An 18,961-nucleotide genomic window follows, 5' to 3' on the forward strand; every position below is an offset into this window, starting at 1 on the left:
AAGTACTTCAGATCAGGTAGGGCCGGCCACGGGTGAGAGCCGTGCGCTCCCACCAGCCGCCGAGGCCGAAGGAACGACCAGCGCCGAAGGCGGCGAGAAGGCCGAGGACTAGGGCGTAGACGAGGTGGTCGTCCATGAAGGGGTTGTTTTCCGGGGGAAGAACCGCGGTCCACATGAGGACGAGCAGGGTGGCACCCGCGACGGCGGCGGCGCGCATCCCGACACCGAGGACGAGAGCCGCGCCGATACCGGCCAGGCCGATCATGAACAGCCAGTCAGCCCAGGCCGCGCCGGCGATGTCGTGGTAGATCCCGGCGAACGGTCCGGTGGCCGCGTGGGCCAGGAAGCCCTCGGTGGGGCTGCCGCCGTTGACCCAGGACTGGGCTGAGGGGGTCTCGTGGCCCAGGCCGAACAGCTTGTCGAGGAACGCCCACAGGAAGATCCAGCCGAGGCCGACCCGGGTGACCGCGAGCAGGACGTCGACGGCGAGGCTGTGGCGTCCCGGGTGATGGCGGCGGTTGAGGTCGGCCAGGGGCGAGCGGACCGCGGCAGTGGCCTTCGTACCGGTGGTGACAGGCATCGTGTCCTCCTCGATCGGGATGACCACCAGCATGTCGGGGACCGGACTTCCGTCCGAGTGAGCTACATCCCGCCACCTATGGGCGGATGGTCCCAGTCCGGACGGGACCGCCGGGCACAGGCGGGAGCCCGCCGGCACGGGCTGTCCCGCTGCCCGGAAGGGATAGCCACGGAGGCATCCTCCTGCGTGCCCGCCACCTCCGCGGTACGTGACCGTTCGGCCCACCCGCATAGGACCATCCGTACCCCCGGGCCGGGACCTACGTGGCATGAGCAGATCTTGCTGACGGAGAAACATGAGACATGGTCGGTGATGCGCCGGTAAACACCTTTCCGGCGAGTGGGTCAGAAGGGCTGTCATGACACACGTTGTTTCCGGCAGGCCGGACAGCATCGTCGACCGGCCCATTCCCACACCGGGGCCCAGCCAGGTCCCGGCCCATCTCACCCCGAGAGTCAGCAGGGTTCCGAACAGGCACGACACATGGACAGGGCGGTCGCCATGACCTTCACCGACTCCCGCACAACACACCAGGAGCCCGCGGCCACCGACGGGATCAACCCTGATCATCCTCGACGCTGGTGGATCCTCGCTGTTCTCGGGGTCGCGCAGCTGATGGTCATCCTCGACACGACGATCGTCAACATCGCGATGCCCTCGGCCCAGCGCGACCTGGGTTTCTCTGACGGTGCGAGGCAGTGGGTCATAACCGCCTACGCGCTGGCGTTCGGCAGTCTGCTGCTGCTCGGCGGGCGCATCGCCGACCTGTTCGGCCGCAGGATGGCGCTGCTGGCCGGGTTGGCCGGCTTCGCCGCGGCCTCCGCCGTCGGCGGGGCGGCCGTCAATTTCGGCATGCTGGTCGCCGCCCGTGCCAGCCAGGGCATGTTCGGCGCGCTGCTGGCGCCCGCCGGCCTGTCCCTGTTGTCGACGACCTTCACCGAAACGCGGGAACGCGCCCGGGCGTTCGGCATCTACGGTGCGATCGCCGGCGCGGGCGGTGCGGTCGGCCTGCTGCTCGGTGGAGTCCTCACCGAATACCTCGACTGGCGCTGGTGCCTGTACGTCAACCTGGTCTTCGCCGCGGTGGCGATAGCCGGTGCGGCCGGCCTGATTCGCCGCCAGACCGTCGACGGACATCCGGCCCTCGACCTGCCCGGTACTCTTGCTGTCTGCGCCGGCCTGTTCAGCCTGGTCTACGGCTTCGCCAACGCGCAGACCCATTCCTGGTCCGCTCCGGGCGCCTGGGCCCTGCTCCTCACCGGAGCCGCACTGCTGGCGCTGTTCGTGGCCCTGGAGACAAAGGTCGCGCATCCCCTGCTCCCGATGCGGGTCCTGCTCGACCGCAATCGCGCCGGCGCCTACCTGACGGTCTTCGTCGTCGGCGTCGGCGTGTTCGGGATCTTTCTCTTCCTGACCTACTACCTCCAGCAGAACCTCGGATTCTCGCCCATCCGTACCGGGCTGGCGTTCCTCCCGATCGTCGGCGCGGTGATGATCACCGCCACCGTGGCGACCAGTGTCCTGTTTCCCCGGGTCGGTCCACGGCCGCTGATAGGCCTCGGCATGCTCACCGCCGCGGGCGGCATGCTGTGGCTCACCACGCTCGAGGTCCACAGCACCTACCTGGCCGACATCCTGCCCGCCCTCGTCATCGCCGGAGTCGGACTGGGGCTGGCGATGGCGCCGGCCATGAGCACCGCCACGGCGGGTGTCGAGCCCGACGACGCCGGGGTGGCCTCGGCGACCGTCAACACCGCGCAGCAGATCGGCGGGTCCATCGGCATCGCCGTGCTCAGCACCATCGCCGCCACCGCCGCCAGTGACTACGCCCGCGGCAGGGCACCCGGCGCCGACCTGCTCGCCCGTGCCGCCGTCCACAGCTACACCACCGCCTTCGCCTGGTCGGCAGCGATCTTCGCCGCGGGTGCCGTCCTCTGTGGGCTGCTCGTCCGGCCCGGCGTCCCGGACACCACCGAGGTCACCAGCGCCGGGCTGTGACTTGCCGGCACCGGATCGCCGGGCCGGGCCGGCGCCGGTCGTGGTCGCGTCAGGCGGGCGACGGCTGCCGCGCCCGCCTGACGCGACCGGGGAGCGCTGTCCTGCCTACGAGCGGGGCTCGACCGCCATCGCCACCACTGTGGTGGTCCTGTCCGCCGAGTGCGTCTCCAGGGCGAGACCAGGCAGGCCGGCGGCCTGTGCGCACCGGCCGAGCGCGCCGAGAACCTTCGCGTCAGGCGCGTCGCCGGACGCGCCGGGTCCGCCAGGTGCGTCACCGGGCAGACCGGGCACGTCAGGTGCGTCACCGAGCACGTCGGGGCCGCCGGGTGCCGCTTCGCCACCGGCACCCGCTTCACTGCTGATCACCAGGCCGCCGTACCCGCCCGGACCTCCGCTGACCACCGGACCGGGAACCAGGACGGGGGCGCCTCCAGAGCCGGGGGCCGGTGCCGCGCCGGTGCCGGATCCGCTGCCGCTGCCGCTCCCGGCGCCGGGAGCAGGGGCGGCGGGGGCGGAGCCCGGAGGGATCGGCTCGTCCGCCGGCGGCAGGCCCAGCACCTGGGTGGTCCCGGGAGCGGGGAAGGTCACTCCTTCGGCCCGCAGACACTCCGTCACCGTCGCGTTCTGTTCCGCGGACAACGGCTGGATCGGGGCCGGGCCGCCGCCGATGGTGCCGGGGGCGGGTGCGAACCGCTGGCAGGTGTCCAGCGCCGGAGACTGATGGGCCGGGTCGAGCGTCACCCGCACCGATCGTCGGCCGTCCACCGGTGGGTCGGTGTGCACCTGGGCCCCGTTCGCCACGAGGCACCGGGTGAAGGCGTCGTCCGGTGGGAGTGCGGGAGCGCCGCCCTCCGTGCCGGACTCGGTCGGGTCAGCGGGCTGGGCGGCCATCGCCAGCGCGGTGCCGCTGGTGCCGACAGCCAGCACGATCGCCGTCCCGATCAGAATGTGCGCGGACCATCGTCGTCTCATGTGCCACCTCCGAATCGTGGCCGCCGCGGATTCGCCGGCCACGACCAGATCTAGTGAACGGGCGATCCGGGTTCCGTAAGCGTCGCCCCTTACGCTTTCTTTATGGCCCGCTGCCGATGATCGACGTGAGCGGAGAGGCGGTCGCGTGCGGATCCTGGTGGTCGAGGACGAGGCGATGCTGGCCGAGGCCATCGCCGAGGGCCTCCGCCAGCGGGCCATGGCGGTGGACACCTGCGGGGACGGGGCCAGCGCTCTGGAACTGGCCACGCTCCATCCCTACGACGTGATCGTGCTCGACCGGGATCTGCCCGCGGTGCACGGCGACGACGTGTGCCGGGCCGTGGTGGCCGCCGGCGGCGACACCCGGGTCATCATGCTGACCGCCGCCGGGGACATCGCCGACCGGGTCCACGGGTTCGGGGTGGGGGCCGACGACTATCTGACCAAGCCGTTCGCGTTCGCCGAGCTCGTCGCCCGGGTTCAGGCACTGGGTCGACGGGCCCGTGCCGCGGTGCCGCCGGTCCTGACCCGCGCCGGCGTCGAGTTGGACGTGCCGAGGCACCAGGTGTCGCGGGACGGCCGTTTTGTCCCGCTGTCCCGCAAGGAGTTCGCCGTCCTGGAGGTCCTCATGCGGGCCGACGGGTCCGTGGTCAGCGCCGAGGAGCTCTTGGAGAAGGCTTGGGATTCCAACGTCGACCCCTTCACCAACGCCGTACGGATGGCGGTGATGACGTTGCGCCGCAAGCTGGGGCCGCCCCCGCTGATCGAGACGGTCGCCGGGGTCGGGTACCGCATGAAGGGCTGAGGAGACCCCGGCCGGTCGCGATGTCGGTCAGGATCCGGCTCGCGCTGATGTGCGGTGGCCTGTTTCTCCTCAGTGGCGTGGTGCTGCTGGCCGTCAACTACATTCTGGTTCGCTCCGCGCTGCCGCCGGCCGCCGCTCCCGTCGCACATGCCTTCGAGGGAACGATCGCGATGCCCGGGCAGTCGGGTCCCGGACTGCCCGGCACCGTCGGGACCGGTTCGGGCCCGGAGACCGGTGTGCTGACCGTGGTCAGCGCCGTCCGCAACTATCGCGGGGGTGTGCTGAACACCCTGCTGGTGCAGTCAGGGGTGGCGATCGGGGCCACGCTGATCCTGGCGTTGCTGCTGGGGTGGGTGGTGGCCGACCGGACGTTGCGTCCGGTGCAGGCGGTGGTCGCGACGGCCCGCCGGCTCGGGGCGGACAATCTTGATGCGCGGATCCGGTTGCGCGGGCCACGCGACGAGCTGACCGAGCTCGCCGACACGTTCGACGAGATGCTCGACCGGCTGGCCGCGTCCTTCGACAGCCAGCGCCGGTTCGTGGCCAACGCGTCGCACGAGCTGCGCACCCCGCTGGCCGCTCAGCGCACCCTCGTCGAGGTCGCGATGGGCCGGCCCGGGGCCGAACCGGCGTTGCGCGAGCTCGGTACCCGCCTGTTGACGATGAACGTGCGCATCGAGGCACTCATCGAAGGGCTGCTGGTGCTGGCGCGCAGCGACCGTGGCCTCGCGGCCCGCCAGGTGGTGTGCCTTGACGAGGTCGTCGAGACGGTCGTCGACACGCACCGGGCGGTCGCCGCCGAGGCCGGGGTGGACCTGCGGTGGGAGCGTACGGGCCGCGACCGTCCCGCTCGGCCGCCCGATCTCGTGTGGGGCGACCGGGTGCTGCTGGAGCGGATGGTCTCCAACCTGGTCGACAACGCGATCAAGTACAACCGACGCGGCGGGACGGTGTGGGTGCGCGACGGCAGGGATCCGGTGCTGTGGGTCGCCAACACCGGTCCCCCGGTGCCTTCGTCCTCGGCCGCCGACCTTTTCGAACCGTTCAGCCAGGCCGGCCGGGGATCGCGGGGGGCCGAGCCCGGCGCCCAGCCCGGTGCCGGGCTCGGCCTGTCGATTGTCGCCTCGATCGTCCGCGCCCACGGCGGCTCGGTCCGGGCCGTGTCCCGGCCCGAAGGCGGCCTGGAGATGGCCGTCTTCCTCCCGACCCGGGAAAGTGCGTGATCCGGACCGCGGGCCCATGGTCCCGGCGAGACCTGGCCGACAAACCGAAAACCGCCTGCCGGACGGCCGATGTCCGTCTCCGCCCGCGATGCGAGATTCGAGGCGGTCACTTTCGGGCCGGCAACCGATGAAGACAGGCGGTAACGGTCAACCATGCCCGCGTCCCCGTCGTCGTCGTCCGGGGCTCGGACGTCCTGGTGAACAACGCGGCGATTCTCTACGACAGCGGCGCGCGGGCGGTGACCGCCGACCTCGGCAGCGTGCACGCCGCGCTGGAGACGAACCTGTTCGGTGCCTGGCGGGTGACCCAGTCGGTGCTGCCCCTGCTGCGGCGCAGCCCACATCCGCGCGTCGTCAACGTGAGCAGCGAGGGCGGCTCGGTCAGCGAGATGACCGGCGGAACACCCGCCTACAGCGTGTCGAAGGCGGCGCTGAACGCCCTCACCCGCCTGCTCGCCGGCGAGCTGCGCGGCGATCGCGTCCTGGTCAACGCGGTGTGCCCGGGCTGGACGGCCACTGACATGGGCGGTGCCGGCGGACGCCTGTCCGGCGGCTTCTTTCGCGACGGACGTCCGCTGCCCTGGTGAGACGACCGGGACAGCCGTGCCTCCGGCAACTCGGGCAGCGGCGCCTCAGGCGCCCTGAACAGCGACGACTGTGTCGGATCGGACAGTCGCGCCTTTTGTGGGGGGCTGGTCCGGGGGTAGGCGTACCTCTGACGGAGATGGCCGCACCCGCGCATGCGACGCCTGCCCGAGATGGACGCGGAGGGTAGTCCTCTGGATGCGGTGGCGTCGGGAACGCCGTCCAGGGCGCGGCTGGGCCGAGCCTCGAGAGGACACGAGACGTGACGCACGCCAGCTCGGCCCGCGCCCCAGGCCGTCCCGGAGGCCCGCGCCACCGCAGGAAGCGGCACGGATGGCCCTGGGCGCCGCAGGGACCGTGGGGATGGCTGGCGACGCCCGGCGCGCGGACCCTGGGCCAGGCGTTCGATCCGCGGCACAACAACCTCAACGCGCTCAGGCTCGTCCTGGCGGCGACCGTGCTGGTGTCGCACTCCTGGGGGTTCGTCCGGGACGAGGACGACCCGCTCGGGAAGCTGACCGGCGGGCCGGAGGCGGGCGAGGTCGCCGTGGACGGATTCTTCCTGCTCAGCGGCTTCCTGATCACTCGGAGTCGGCAACGGGCCCGCTCGACCGGACGTTTCCTGTGGCACCGCCTGCTGCGGATCCTGCCCGGCTTCTGGGTCTGCCTCGCCGTGACCGCGGTGATCCTCGGGCCGCTGCTGTGGCTACTCGAACGGGACACCCTGGCCGGCTATCCCTGGACGGGCGCCGACTCGGCGCTGACCTACGTCGCAGCCAACGCCCTGCTGCGGATGCACCAGTTCAACATCGGCGACCTCAACGGCGGCGGCGCGCTCAACGGCTCCCTGCACACCCTCTTCTTCGAGGTGCTGTGCTACCTGATGATCGGGGTCCTCGGGGCGATGGGGCTGCTGCGCCGGCGCCGGGCAGCCGTCCTCGCCCTGGCCGCCGCCTGCTGGGTGCTCGCCGCCGCGGACACCGTCTCCGGCGCGGACCGCCTCGCCGACGCCTACGCGCTCCGCTTCGCCTCGATGTTCCTCGTCGGCGCGGTGATGTTCCTCTACGCCGACCGCATCCCGCTGAACCGGCCGCTGCTCGCCGCGAGCTGCTGCCTGCTCGCCATCGCCCTCGCGGCTCCCGCCGCCTACCTGCCCCTCGCGCCCGCGCCGCTGGCCTACTTCCTGCTATGGGCGGGCACCGGACGTCGTCTCATGCGGGTCGGGAGCCGGCGGGACCTCTCCTACGGCATCTACGTCTACTCGTGGCCGCTGCAGCTCCTCCTGCTCGAGCTCGGCGTCGGCGACGACAGCGTCGCCGTCAACATCGTCGCCTCGATCGGCCTCTCCGCGGCGGTCGCGGTCGCCAGCTGGCACCTCGTCGAATCGCCCGCGCTCGCCCTCAAGTCGGCGGCGGCGCCGTCCTGGCTGGGAGGGTTCCTCTCCCGGCCCGCGGCACGCCCCGGGGGACGGCCTACGCGCCCGGCGGACTCGGCGTCCCCGATGGGCTCACCGTCCCCGATGGGCTCGGTGCCGGGCGCCGCCGCGGGTGCCGCGCCGGGCGGGCACCGGACGTACAGCGCGGTGCCGGGGATGCCCGTGTCGGCTGGGCCGGTGCGCCCGCCTGGCTCGGATCCTCTGAGGCGCTCCCGGCCCGCGGCCGTGCCCGACCAGCGGCGCACCCGCCACGCGTCGAGGTGAGAACCGGCGGAACCGCCGGCACCGCCACGGACGGAGCCGCCGGCACGGCCGCGGGCGGTTCCGACCCGGGGCGGGCCTTCGACGGGAACCTGCCGTTGAAGATTCGCCGGAGGAGCGGGAACCGGAGAATCACGAGATGGTGGGTCGCGAAGGTGGCCGCGTAGGTGGCGACGACCAGCAGCATCATCCGTGCCGAACCGAGACCTGGATCGAAACCGAGCAGGGTCGCGAACACGTAGATCCAGAAGAAATGCAGCAGGTAGACCGAGTACGAGGCGTCCGCCAGATAACGCAGGGCGGGACTCGGGCGCGACCCCCACCGACTGGCCGCGGCGAAAATCGTCGCGATCACCGGAATGGCGAACATCGTCTCGGCCAGCACCCGGCCGGTGCCCATCGCGAGCATGTCCACCCACCCGTGCCACGATGCCAGCAGGACGAGCCCCGACACCGCGAGAAGAACCGGCGCGGGCCGCTGGAATGACGGCACGAGCCGGCCCCTGTCCAGAAACAGCAGGAGACCGAGTAGGAAGAACGGCAGGAACTCCAGGGTGCGGCGGACCAGGTCCGCATGAAATCCCGACCCGATGACGGGCCGGATGGCCTCGCCCCAGCCGATCCTGCCGGCCGCCATCGTGCCCAGCACGAGAAGCGTGATCGCCGTCATGGCGCGGAGCCGCCCCGCGGTGGCCTGTTGATAGCACCGGGTGGAGACGAACCTGCTCAGCAGCTTCACCGCCGCGGGGGTGAGGAGCGCGTACCCGAGGAGCACCAGCAGGAACCACAGGTGCAGGTACCAGTTCAGCCGGCCTTCGAACGCGGGAGCCATGCAGGCTCGCAGGAAGTCGGCGAACGAGATGTCGCTACGGTTGTGGAAGCGGGAGATCAGCCACAGTGTCGGCGGGTTGAACAGCACGAGCGTCGCCACCAGCGGCACGCCCACCGCCGCCAGCCTGCGCCGGAGGGCGAGCCCGGGCCCGTATTTCGCGGTGAGCATCGCGGAGAGAAAACCCGAGATGACGAAGAAGGCCTCCATCCGGAAGAGGCCGGAGGCACGCGCTATCCCGTCGAAGACGGGGTCGTCCCCGAGCGTGGCCACGTGGACGAACACGCCGATCAGCATGATGACGCCGCGCAGCGCGTCCAGGTGGTGGTAGCGCACGCCCGCGGTGGATGCTCCCGCGGAGGGTACTGCCTCCCGCTGCCCCACGAGTCCCTGCCTTCCCGTTTCCGGCCGACGGATACACGCTTTCCCGGCGCCGGATGACGTCGGGAGGAAGCGCAAGGGCTCGCGAAATACTACGCTTCGGAACGTGTCTACCAATGTCGCGCCGCGTCACTTGCAGGCGGTTCCCGGGATGAGATGAGACACCATCAGTAAAAGGCGGAGCAGCGCCAGACCATCGAGCCGGAGGGCCGGGACGGAGCTACCGCCGAATCCCTACGAACGGGCTGCCGGAAACAGCCGGAGGGCCTTGCGACCGCGAGAACAAAAGGGGTTCACCATGCGCGCTTCCCGGCATGAAATTCATACCGTGCCGAGCTCGCGGGCGGCGGGCCGCGCGCTCGGGTCGGTTGCCTGCGGGGGGCGGTCTGCTGCACGCTCGGCCAGCCGACTCCCGCCAGTGCGCACGGCGGGGGCGGCGCGAGCCGCGGAGGTGTTCGGATGGCCGCACAGGACGGCGTGATCTCGGTCGGGTTCGTCGCCGGGGCCGATCTGAAACGGGCCGCCGTGTTGGAGGACCTGCCGATCGACTCACTGTGGACGGGCGGGCACGTCGCCTCCCGGAACCCGTCGGGCGAGGCGATGATGAGCCTGGCCCGCCTGTCAGCGGTGACCGAACGGGTACGCATCGGGACGTCGATCCTGCTCCTGCCGCTGTACGCACCGGCGATCGTGGCCAAGCAGGTCGCCGACCTGGACCGGGCCACCGGCGGGCGGCTCGTCCTCGGCGTGGGCATCGGCGGCGAGTACCCGCAGGAGTTCAGCGCCTGCCAGGTTCCGGTCCGGGAACGCGGGCGACGCACCGACGAGGCCATCGGCCTGCTCCGGCGGCTCTGGACAGCCCAGACGATCTCCCACGACGGGCCGTTCTACCCGATGACGGACGTCCGGATCCACCCGGCGCCGGCCCAGCCCGGCGGCCCGCCCGTCGTCGTCGCCGGCCGGAAGGAGCCGGCGATGCGCCGCGCCGCGCTGCTCGGTGACGGCTGGATGCCCTACCTGTACTCGCCCCGCCGCTACGCGGCCTCGGCGCGGACCATCCGCCAGGCCGCGGCCGACGCCGGACGTGATCTGAGCGGATTCGAGTGGTACGCGTTCGTGTTCGTCAACGTCGACCCCGACGGCGACCGAGCACGCGAGGAGGCCGCGCGCACGATGGGCGGCACCTACAACCAGGACTTCAAGACCATGGTCGACAGCGTGGCGGCGGCCGGGACGGCGGAGGAGGTCACCAGCAAGCTCCGCGACTTCGTCGACGCCGGCGCCCGGCACTTCATCTTCATGCCCGCGCCAGGCACCGGCGACCCCGACCGCATAGTCCACCGTCTGCTCGACGAGGTGATCCCCCCGCTACGCGCGCACGGGAACGAGCAGGCGGCCGCCCGGGCTGGGGATGAGGCCGCGCGCTGAGGCCGCACACCGCGGTGCGGTGAAAGGACGTTCCGGACGTCACCCGGCGCGGCGGGCGGAGAGGGCCGCGCGGATCATCGGGATCTGCAGCGGCATACGCGCCCACGCACCGGCGGCGAGGGCGAGGTCACGGGGCCGGCCGCCGCCACGGCGAGCCCGGGCGGTGGCGTCCAGCGCCATCTGCAGGTTCCCCGGCCATACGCCGACGAGCAGGGCGGCGCTGGCCGGCCCGGCCCAGGGCGCCTTCGTGAGCAGCCCGGCCGCGCAGACCAGCTCGGCCACCCCGCTGGCCAGGAACGCGCCGGTCACCAACCACGGGCCAGACCGGACGGACTACGAAAGCGTCCCTGGTGTATCGAACCATCACGGCGCCGGGCATGCGGCGCGGCACCGGCAGCCACAGGTCTTCCGCCCCGAGAAGTGGACAGCACCCATCCGTTCGCGCCGCCTGCGGTAAAGACCGCAGAAGATTCGCCCCGCCGTCCCGCTACTGATATTCTCCGAATTCTGGCGTTCGGGACGCGATCGGGGGCGATTATGGCGTCCGACGGATCAAAAGATCAGGTGCCGGACGGGGCGGGATCCACCGCCGGCCCGTGCGGACAATCATGCGTCGAGATCGAGCAGGGCATCGTCGACCTGCTCGATCTGGCTCCGACTCTGGCCGCGGAAACCAGCCGGCGGTTGCTGGTCAGCAGGACCGAGAGGCGGCTCGGAGTCCAGCTGCAGGTACCGGACGCCCCCTACCGCAGGCAGTGGTTCATAGGTTTCGTCGACGCCTGCTGTGCACACCCCAAGGGTCCGCGAGCACTTGCCCAGGCACTCTGTGTCCTGGAGCCGGCTTCCGTCACCGCCCGGTCCGTACAGAACCTGGTGGACTGTTGGGAGACAGCGAGATCCGCCGCGGGTCCGACCGCTGGAAACGGGCACGGCTCGCCCGCACAGGCACCGTCGCACCGCGCGGAGGCCCCTGCGGGCGGAGACCTCACGCCGGGCCGGGAGGACGAGGCGCTGACCGGGCAGGAATGCGCCGCGCTAGCCGCCGCCTTCCACACGGCCGTCGCGCAGCGGCAGGTTCTGACGGATGCCGGCCTGCCGATCGACAAACAGCCGAATCCGGACGGGCTCACGTCGGAGGAGTTCTGGCGGGAGGTCAGTCGCCTACTCGCCGACGGAATACTTACCGACGGGCGACAACGCGTTCTTGCTGTGGCGCACCATCGCTTTCCCGGTAACCGTTACCTGCGCAACGGACGCCCGTGAACCACGCGGAACGGCGGTCACCGGGTAACTTCCGTCCGTCCGGTCGCTAAGGGTACGCGATGACAGCATCGGCATCCTTCGACACTGCCACGACCGCTGCTATCGCGGTCATTCGCTCGGAGCTGGAGGACCGTATCGCAGGAATACTGCACGGCTGTCGCGAACTACACGGCGACAGCAGCCGTCGCCTTCTTCTCTCCCAGGTCGAACGGCATTCCGGCGTCGCGATCCCGATTGCCGAGTACCCCAGCTCCCGCCAGTGGTTCATAGGGTTCGTCGAGGCATGCTGCGGCACGCCGGCCGGCATCCGGGCCATCATCGCCGTCGCCCGTGTGTTCGGACTCGGCCCCGCGGTCACCGTCCCGCTCACCTGCCTCCACGACGAGTGGGATGCCGCACCCACAGCCGTCGACGCGGGAGAGGATCTGTGGACCAGGCTCAGATCCGAGCTCACGGCGACGACCCGGGCCGCGGCCGTCGCCGCCTGCCGGCTCTCACCCCAGGCGGGGCTGTCGCTCCCGCCGGCGCACTGCTCCAACGGCTGGCTGGTGCTGCTGCATCTCGCCGGCCGCAACGCCGGCCCGGACGGGCTGCCGGTCTACATCTCCTATCTCGAAGGCATTCTCGACCAGCTCTCACCCGAGACGCGCGCCATGGTCGAGCACTGGAACCAACGCCGCGCCTACGAGCTGGGGCTGACCGGCAAACTCAACGACACACGGCTCCGGAGGGGTGCCCGCGCCACCGCGGCACGGCAGAATGTGCATGTCATTCTGCAGTTTGAGCTGGACCACCTGGACCCGTCGACGCACCTGGTCTCCTGGTGGCGACAATGGGACGAGGAGTCGGCGGTTTTCGAACGAGGTGCCCGATTTTTTCCCGTCCCGTTGGGCGACCTGGAGATGTTCACCGAAAAAGTCGTGACCGACACCGAGGCTCTCCTCTCGGAGCGGGAGGACCAGATAATTCTTGAATTCGTCCTCCCCATCGACCTGATGCACCTTCCCGTCGAACGCTGGCCGAAGGAAAGCGGTTCGGTCCTGCCGAAGCAGCTCGGTTGCGACTATCCCGTCGTGGTGCGAAGCCTGGAGCGGGTACACAACCCGCACTGGCGGCGGGCGTGGCGCATACGGTGGCGTATCCTGCACGAGAAGCAGGATTCGGCGAGCACGTGGCAGATCAGGGACGACGGAGACGGCTACATCCAAAGGCTCGATGCCGACCTTCTCTCCGACGAGAACCTGGTGGCCGCGGTCCTCAGCGGCGCTCCCGCGCCGGCCCGCGCCACCGCGGCCGAACTGGAGATCGTCCTGCGCTGTGGCCTGCCCGTGATTCTGTGGCACCGTGACGGCACCGCGGCCCCGACGGTTTCCGACGCGGTGAAGGAGTTCGTCGATCTCGGCGGCCCGGCCGATCTCCGAGCGCGTACCCACCGGCTCCGACTCGACGCCGCACGCTCGGAAGTTTCAAAAGGCGATCATCTCGGGCACAATCTCGTTATTTTATGGGATGACCCGAACCGGCGGCCGGAGAGGGGTCCAGACGATTCCCTCTCCGTCGGAGGAGAGGTGCAGCAGTGAACAGCGACGGTGGGGGCACCGCACGAGGCCGGCAGTCGGAGAGCTGGTGGCTTTTCCACGGCACGGGGGAACCGGCGGACGTGGCCGCGCTTCACACACGCTGGCCGCCGGCGCCACCATGGCGGGAGTTCAACGGCGGTCCCGAGACTCCGGCGCCGCCCGACGACGCCGCCGAGACCCGACGGCGGCTGGGCGTGATCCCGGCTGGTCTGTTCACCGCGGACCAGATCTCGGTGATCAATTCGGCGATATATCTCCGGCGCCCACTCCTCGTCACCGGCGGGCCCGGTTCCGGAAAATCGAGTCTCGCCTACATGATCTCCGCCGAGCTCGGGCTCGGTCGTGTGCTGCGATGGCCCGTCACCAGCCGGACGACACTCCGCTCCGGCCTCTACGAGTACGACGCGATGGGCCGCGCGCAGGCGACGCTGCAGGTCCGGTCCGCCGATCCGCCGATCCGTCGCCACACGCGCGCGCTCCGGGAGGACGGGGCGGACACCGGCCGCGCCCGGCCCGGGGGATCCGCGGCGCCCCCGGTAGGTGACTTCATCCAGCTCGCGCCGCTCGGCACGGCGCTACTTCCGCGGCCTCTCCCGCGCGTCCTCCTGGTCGACGAGATGGACAAGAGCGACTTCGACCTCCCGAACGACCTCCTGAACATCATCGAGGACGGCGAGTTCGACATTCCCGAGCTCACGAGAATCCGCGGGGCACAGAGCGAGGTGGCGGTGAACACCGCCGACCGCGGCCGGACGGCGAAGATCCACAACGGTGTGGTGCGGTGCCGGGCCTTTCCGATCATCGTGATCACCAGTAACGGAGAGCGTGAGTTCCCGCCCGCCTTCCTACGCCGATGCGTTCGGATGGAGATACCCAGCCCGTCGGCCGAGAATCTCGCCGCCCTGGTCGCGGCGCACTTCCCCCGGGGTTCGGCCGAGCACCATGAGATCCTTGAGAATTTCGTGGCCAGGCGAGCTTCCGGAGCGCTGCTGGCCGCCGACCAGCTGCTCAACGCGGTGCATCTGACAGCGGTCGGCGCCCTGCCCGCGGACGATCGGGCCCGCGGCGAACTCCTGGACGCGATCTGGCGACGCCTCGATCCGGATGCCGGGTTCTGATGGCCCCCGAGCCGGTGTCAGCGCAGGTTCGCGCGTCTCCTCGCGAGATCGCGGATGCGGTCTGGCTTTCCGCGTTCCTGGAGCCGGAGCCGAGCGTCCCGGAGAGCACCGTGGACGCACACGGCGACGTCCAGCCGACGCGGCCCGGCCCGGCTGGACCGGCCGCCACCGAGGTCATCGCCGATGACTACCGGAGCCATCCGGAGGCGGGTGAGCGACCGGCGGAAGCGCCGGGCACCGGCGCCCTCCCCCGCGCCTCTGACGGGATGGTTCCAGCCAGATCACCACGGAACGTGAATATGCAGCCCTCGGTGGCCACGTTCGCAGAAGTTTCCATTCCCGCCCGGCACGAGGTCGCCGGCGTCCAGACCACCACGGCCGGAGCCTATACACCAGTCACGCTGAGTGAGACGGCTCGAGGTATGGCCCGCGCCCTGGCAAGCCTCCGGCAGACTGTGTCGTCGGCGATCAACGTAGATCTCGACGAGGAGGCCACCGCTGAGCGGCTCGCAGGTGAGGCGCTCGCCATGCCTGTTCACCGCGCACGGCTCGAACGGCGATGGGACATGACCCTCGTCATCGACACGAGCACCTCGATGCACGCGTGGCGCGACGAGGCGGCGCGGCTGGTCGCAGCGCTCGAGCGCTGCGGGGTTTTTCGTGACGTGAACCATTGTTATGTCGACACGGATGTCGAGACGGCCTCTGAGCTGCGGCTGCGTGGATCGCGCACTTCCGCCGGCACGCGGTCGCCCGACCTTCTGGTACGGCCCGGCCTCGACCACGTTGTCTGGATCTACTCGGACACCCTGGGCAGGGCATGGCGTTCGCACGCCGTGTTCTCGCTTCTGTGGCGATGGGCCGGGAAGGCGAACACCGCCGTGCTGACGCCGATCAAACGGCGCATGTGGCACAACACGAACATCCGTTCATATCCCATGCTTGGTTCGGCGAGGCTTGGCCCGGCGCCCGCCTCGGGAATGTCGTGGTCCTTCCGCCAGTCCTGGGACAAGAGGCTGTTCGCGCTGGACGTCGATATAGAAAACGCACGTCCGATCCCTGTTCTGGAACAGAGTCGCCATGCTGTGGAAAAGTGGGCGCGGGCGCTGGCGGGCCGGGCTGACGGCCGAACCGAGCTGCCGGTCATGCTCGTTCCACCGGTCACCCGCACGGTTGTCCCGGCGGAGACCGCGGATACCGACGCGACACGCCGGAACTCCACCGACGATGCCGGCTGGCAGCAGGTGGCGGCATTCCACAATGCCGCCACCTCACCAGCATTCGACCTGGCGACGCATCTGGCCGCCGCACCGCTCACCTGGTCAATGATCGATCAGGTGATCGCGATGACCCCTGGTGCCGACCGGCGAGAACTCTCCGAGCTGTTCATGCACGGGCTCCTCACCCGGACGGGCCCGTCCGCCGCGGCGGCCACCGGGCACGTGCCGGGAGCCGAGGCGGAGATAGTCCTCGACTTTCTCCCCGGAGTTCGTGCCAACCTGCTCGCGTTCGGCCGTCAGCGCGACACCATCCGCGTACTGAAGGCTGTCTGTGACCATCTGGGACCCAATATCGCGATGGTTCGACATCTTCGGCAGGCGATAGATTCGCCCGGATCGGCGCCGATTCCTGAGGTGACGCCCGCCAGTGCGCCTTTCCTCGCGGTGGAGGAGACAGCGTTGTCCGCCTTGTCCGGTCCGTTCCTGGCGCGAGCACGCCGTATTCAGGAACATTTTGTGGCAGCGGCGGACAAGCAGCACATCCTCACATCCACCCAGTCACCGACAGTAGTTAGTAACATGCCCTTGGTGACAGTTGATATTAGCGCTGCGTCAGACACCGACAGCGGCGACGAGATCTCCGTTCCGCCGCCACCCCGCGCGCCGACGGACGGCGACGGCCCAGACCGCCTAGGGGATAGCCAGCTAGGGGGTAACCGGACACATCTGAAAGGAGATGTTTTGACCTCGACCACCGAGACCTCGACGGCGAAGCAGCAGCAGGCGCGCCAGCACCCGGTGGTGTTCGGAAACGTCCCCCAGCGAAACCCGTATTTCACCGGGCGCAACGGACTTCTCCGCGAGCTTCACACGAGGCTCGGCCACGGCACCACCGCGGTACTGCCGGAAGCTCTGCACGGAATGGGCGGGGTGGGTAAATCCCAGCTCGCGGTGGAGTACGTATACCGGCACCAGGCCGACTACGACATCGTGTGGTGGATACCGGCCGAACATTCCACACAGATCGGCAAGGCGTTGGCGGAACTCGCCCAACGCCTTGGCCTGTCGGTCGGCGGGGAGGCGAACACGGCCGTTCCGGCGGTGCGGGAGGCCCTGCGGATCGGCGTCCCCTACGGCAACTGGCTCCTCGTTTTCGACAACGCGGAGGATCCCCGCGTCGTTCGAGAATACTTCCCACAGGGCGGAAACGGAAAGATCCTGGTGACGTCGCGAAATGCGCAGTGGTCCAGTATCGCACGCCCTCTGGAGGTGGACGTCTTCAGCCGGGAGGAGAGCGTGGAGCTCCTTCAGAAGCGCGACACGGACCTCACTGACCACGACGCCGGCCGCCTCGCCCGGGCGCTCGGAGATCTTCCTCTCGCGGTGGAGCAGGCGGCCACCTGGCGCGCCGAGACGGGAATGAGCGCCGACGAGTACCTCACCCTCTTCCAGGAGAAAAGGGACGAGCTGCTCGGCACCTCCCCTCCAATGGACTACGAGGTCCCCGTCCAGGCCGCGTGGAACCTGTCCCTGGATCGACTCGCAGACCGCAACCCGGCGGCGCTGAGGCTTCTCCAGGTGTGTTCCTTCTTCGCGCCGGAACCGATTCCGCGGCAGGTCTTCCGGCGCGGCCGCAACATTATGATCATGCCGGAGCTGGACGCGGCCCTGCGCGACCCCTTCAAGCTGAACATGGCCATCCGGGAGATCACCCGATACGCGCTCGCCCGGGTCGACCACCGGACGAACTCGATCCAGATGCACCGCCTGGTGCAGACCGTGCTGCGCGGTCGGATGACCCCCGACGAGCGGGAGACGATGCGGCACGGCGCCCATCTGCTGCTCGCCGCCAACGATCCGGACGAGCCCAGCAACCCGGAGAACTGGGAGCAGTACTCCGAGCTCTATCCGCACGTCATCGCGTCCGAGGCCATCGGCAGCCGTGACCCCTTCGTCCGCGACCTGCTCGTCCACGAGGTGGAATACCTGTTCCGGTGGGGTGACCACGAGGGAAGCCTCACGCTCGCGCAGCAGACGTACGACGCCTGGACCGGCAATCCGGATCTTGGCGAGGAGGATCCGCACAGCATCACCATGGCCGGCTGGGTCGGCTGGGTGAGCTACATAACCGGCCGCTTCGCGGATGCCGCCCGGGTCAACAAGCGGCTGCTGGAACTGTGCGAGCAGGTCCACGGCGACAACCACACCGAGACCCTCGAGGCGCTGGGAAACGTCGGCGCGGACCGGATAGTCGCCGGCGATTTCGAGGACTCGCTGAGATTCGCGCGCGAGCGACACCGGCGCGCCCTGCGCGCCTACGGGCCGGGTGACGCGGTCACTCTCGACGCGGCCCACAACGTGGGGCTTGGCCTGCGGCTCCTCGGCAGATTCCAGGAGGCCAAGGAACTCGACCAGGAGACCTGGGAACGCCGCGTACAGCTGGTCGGCGAGGACAACATCGAAAGCCTCCGCACCTACAGCAACCTTCTCGTGGACGAACGTGAACTCGGCGACTACCAGGGGGTACGCATCCGGCTCGAAGACATGGTGGAACGCGTCCGCCGGCTGGTGAAGAACATCGAGGACCATCACGAGCTGCTCCGGGTGTCGGGGCTCCTCGCGATCGCGCGCAGGAAATCCGGTGACCACGACAGCGCCCTCGAGCTCTCCCGAGACGTGGAACGTCGCTCCCTGCGGCGCTACGGCAAGGACACTCCCCGCACGATCGGTGCCGCGCTGGCCCTGTCCATCGATCTCCGGCATGCCGGGGAGCTGGCCGAGGCACGCGAGCTGTGTGAGGCCACCAGAAGGCGCTTCGACCGCGCGTTCGGTGCCACCCATCCACACACTCTCGCCGCGACGGTGGACCTAGGTGTCATCTCACGGCTCGCCGGCGATCTGGAGACCGCGTCCGAGCTGAGCCGAACCGGCCTGGATGGGCTTCGCAGCAGGCTCGGCGAGGACCACGCACACACGATGATCGCGGCGACGAATCTCGCCAGCGACCGCTACGCCCTCGGCGAGTTCCAGACCGCGCACGACATGGACGTGGCGACGCTGGAACGCAGCCGCCGCGTCCTCGGCGAGAACCATCCGTCCACCCTCGCCTGTGCCAGCAACCTGGCGCTGGACCTGCGAGCCCTTGGCGAGGACGGCCCGGCGGAGAACCTCCTCGCCGACACCGTCGTGCAGCTCGACCGGGCTCTGGGCAAGGGCCATCCGGCGACCCGCGCCGCCGCCAGTTTCGTCCGGGCCGACTGCGACATTGATCCGTTCGTGTGAG

11 protein-coding genes and 3 pseudogenes are annotated in these 18,961 nt (G+C 69.9%); 10 read left to right on the top strand and 4 right to left on the bottom strand.

The genetic code is table 11. The features are described from left to right. Positions 1–7: 7 nt before the first annotated feature. Positions 8–613, bottom strand: coding sequence for a DoxX family protein (locus FRANEAN1_RS34680; RefSeq protein WP_020464343.1), 606 nt, complete (start codon positions 611–613; stop codon positions 8–10). Between the two features lie 468 nt (positions 614–1,081). Between FRANEAN1_RS34680 and FRANEAN1_RS34685 the strand changes: the two genes are divergently transcribed. Further along, the gene (locus tag FRANEAN1_RS34685) at positions 1,082–2,578 is read left to right on the top strand and encodes an MFS transporter (RefSeq protein ID WP_020464344.1); all 1,497 of its coding nucleotides are present in this window, start codon (positions 1,082–1,084) and stop codon (positions 2,576–2,578) included. A gap of 105 nt (positions 2,579–2,683) precedes the next feature. On the opposite strand, the gene FRANEAN1_RS34690 is transcribed toward FRANEAN1_RS34685, so the two are convergent. Beyond that, a complete protein-coding gene (locus FRANEAN1_RS34690; protein ID WP_041255125.1) occupies positions 2,684–3,550 on the bottom strand; it encodes a hypothetical protein in 867 nt (288 codons plus the stop codon). A gap of 145 nt (positions 3,551–3,695) precedes the next feature. Between FRANEAN1_RS34690 and FRANEAN1_RS34695 the strand changes: the two genes are divergently transcribed. From FRANEAN1_RS34695 to FRANEAN1_RS34710, 4 genes and pseudogenes are all read left to right on the top strand, one after another. Beyond that, positions 3,696–4,355, top strand: a complete 660-nt coding sequence (locus tag FRANEAN1_RS34695; RefSeq protein WP_020464346.1) for a response regulator transcription factor — start codon at positions 3,696–3,698, stop codon at positions 4,353–4,355. 20 nt (positions 4,356–4,375) lie between these two features. Next, positions 4,376–5,578, top strand: a complete 1,203-nt coding sequence (locus tag FRANEAN1_RS34700) for a HAMP domain-containing sensor histidine kinase (RefSeq protein WP_020464347.1) — start codon at positions 4,376–4,378, stop codon at positions 5,576–5,578. A 188-nt stretch (positions 5,579–5,766) separates the two neighbouring features. Further along, a pseudogene (locus FRANEAN1_RS34705) lies at positions 5,767–6,120 on the top strand (SDR family NAD(P)-dependent oxidoreductase); the annotation flags it as partial. A gap of 305 nt (positions 6,121–6,425) precedes the next feature. After that, positions 6,426–7,514: pseudogene (locus FRANEAN1_RS34710) on the top strand (acyltransferase); the annotation flags it as partial. A gap of 121 nt (positions 7,515–7,635) precedes the next feature. Here the strand turns inward: FRANEAN1_RS34710 and mdoC are convergent. Next, positions 7,636–9,072, bottom strand: coding sequence for a glucans biosynthesis protein MdoC (mdoC, locus tag FRANEAN1_RS34715; protein WP_020464350.1), 1,437 nt, complete (start codon positions 9,070–9,072; stop codon positions 7,636–7,638). Between the two features lie 456 nt (positions 9,073–9,528). Between mdoC and FRANEAN1_RS34720 the strand changes: the two genes are divergently transcribed. Continuing rightward, positions 9,529–10,497, top strand: a complete 969-nt coding sequence (locus FRANEAN1_RS34720; RefSeq protein ID WP_020464351.1) for a TIGR03619 family F420-dependent LLM class oxidoreductase — start codon at positions 9,529–9,531, stop codon at positions 10,495–10,497. A gap of 39 nt (positions 10,498–10,536) precedes the next feature. Here FRANEAN1_RS34720 and FRANEAN1_RS34725 read toward each other — a convergent pair. Further along, positions 10,537–10,785: pseudogene (locus tag FRANEAN1_RS34725) on the bottom strand (DoxX family protein); the annotation flags it as partial. A 276-nt stretch (positions 10,786–11,061) separates the two neighbouring features. Here FRANEAN1_RS34725 and FRANEAN1_RS34730 point away from each other — a divergent pair. From FRANEAN1_RS34730 to fxsT, 4 genes are read left to right on the top strand one after another with little or no spacing between them, the layout of a single operon-like run. Beyond that, positions 11,062–11,760 (top strand): effector-associated domain EAD1-containing protein, encoded by a 699-nt coding sequence (locus FRANEAN1_RS34730; RefSeq protein WP_049795836.1) that lies wholly within the window; start codon positions 11,062–11,064, stop codon positions 11,758–11,760. Positions 11,761–11,819: 59 nt separating this feature from the next. Then, entirely contained in the window at positions 11,820–13,340 is a 1,521-nt protein-coding gene (locus tag FRANEAN1_RS34735) for a hypothetical protein (RefSeq protein WP_020464354.1), read from the top strand. Then, positions 13,337–14,458 carry an ATPase AAA gene (locus FRANEAN1_RS34740; RefSeq protein WP_020464355.1) on the top strand — a complete coding sequence of 374 codons (1,122 nt, stop codon included), beginning with the start codon at positions 13,337–13,339 and terminating at the stop codon, positions 14,456–14,458. The genes FRANEAN1_RS34735 and FRANEAN1_RS34740 overlap by 4 nt, the downstream gene beginning before the upstream one ends. Positions 14,459–14,472: 14 nt before the next feature. Continuing rightward, the gene (gene fxsT, locus FRANEAN1_RS34745) at positions 14,473–18,960 is read left to right on the top strand and encodes an FxSxx-COOH system tetratricopeptide repeat protein (RefSeq protein WP_198145412.1); all 4,488 of its coding nucleotides are present in this window, start codon (positions 14,473–14,475) and stop codon (positions 18,958–18,960) included. Position 18,961 lies beyond the last annotated feature (1 nt).

Origin of the sequence: Parafrankia sp. EAN1pec, from assembly GCF_000018005.1 — a bacterium.
Lineage (GTDB): Bacteria > Actinomycetota > Actinomycetes > Frankiales > Frankiaceae > Parafrankia > Parafrankia soli.

What these genes read in the sequence shown, in the direction of transcription:
- FRANEAN1_RS34680 (WP_020464343.1), bottom strand. Translation starts at nt 613, where the DNA reads ATGCTGGTGGTCATCCCGATCGAGGAGGACACGATGCCTGTCACCACC.
- FRANEAN1_RS34685 (WP_020464344.1), top strand. Translation starts at nt 1,082, where the DNA reads ATGACCTTCACCGACTCCCGCACAACACACCAGGAGCCCGCGGCCACC.
- FRANEAN1_RS34690 (WP_041255125.1), bottom strand. Translation starts at nt 3,550, where the DNA reads ATGAGACGACGATGGTCCGCGCACATTCTGATCGGGACGGCGATCGTG.
- FRANEAN1_RS34700 (WP_020464347.1), top strand. Translation starts at nt 4,376, where the DNA reads ATGTCGGTCAGGATCCGGCTCGCGCTGATGTGCGGTGGCCTGTTTCTC.
- FRANEAN1_RS34720 (WP_020464351.1), top strand. Translation starts at nt 9,529, where the DNA reads ATGGCCGCACAGGACGGCGTGATCTCGGTCGGGTTCGTCGCCGGGGCC.
- FRANEAN1_RS34735 (WP_020464354.1), top strand. Translation starts at nt 11,820, where the DNA reads ATGACAGCATCGGCATCCTTCGACACTGCCACGACCGCTGCTATCGCG.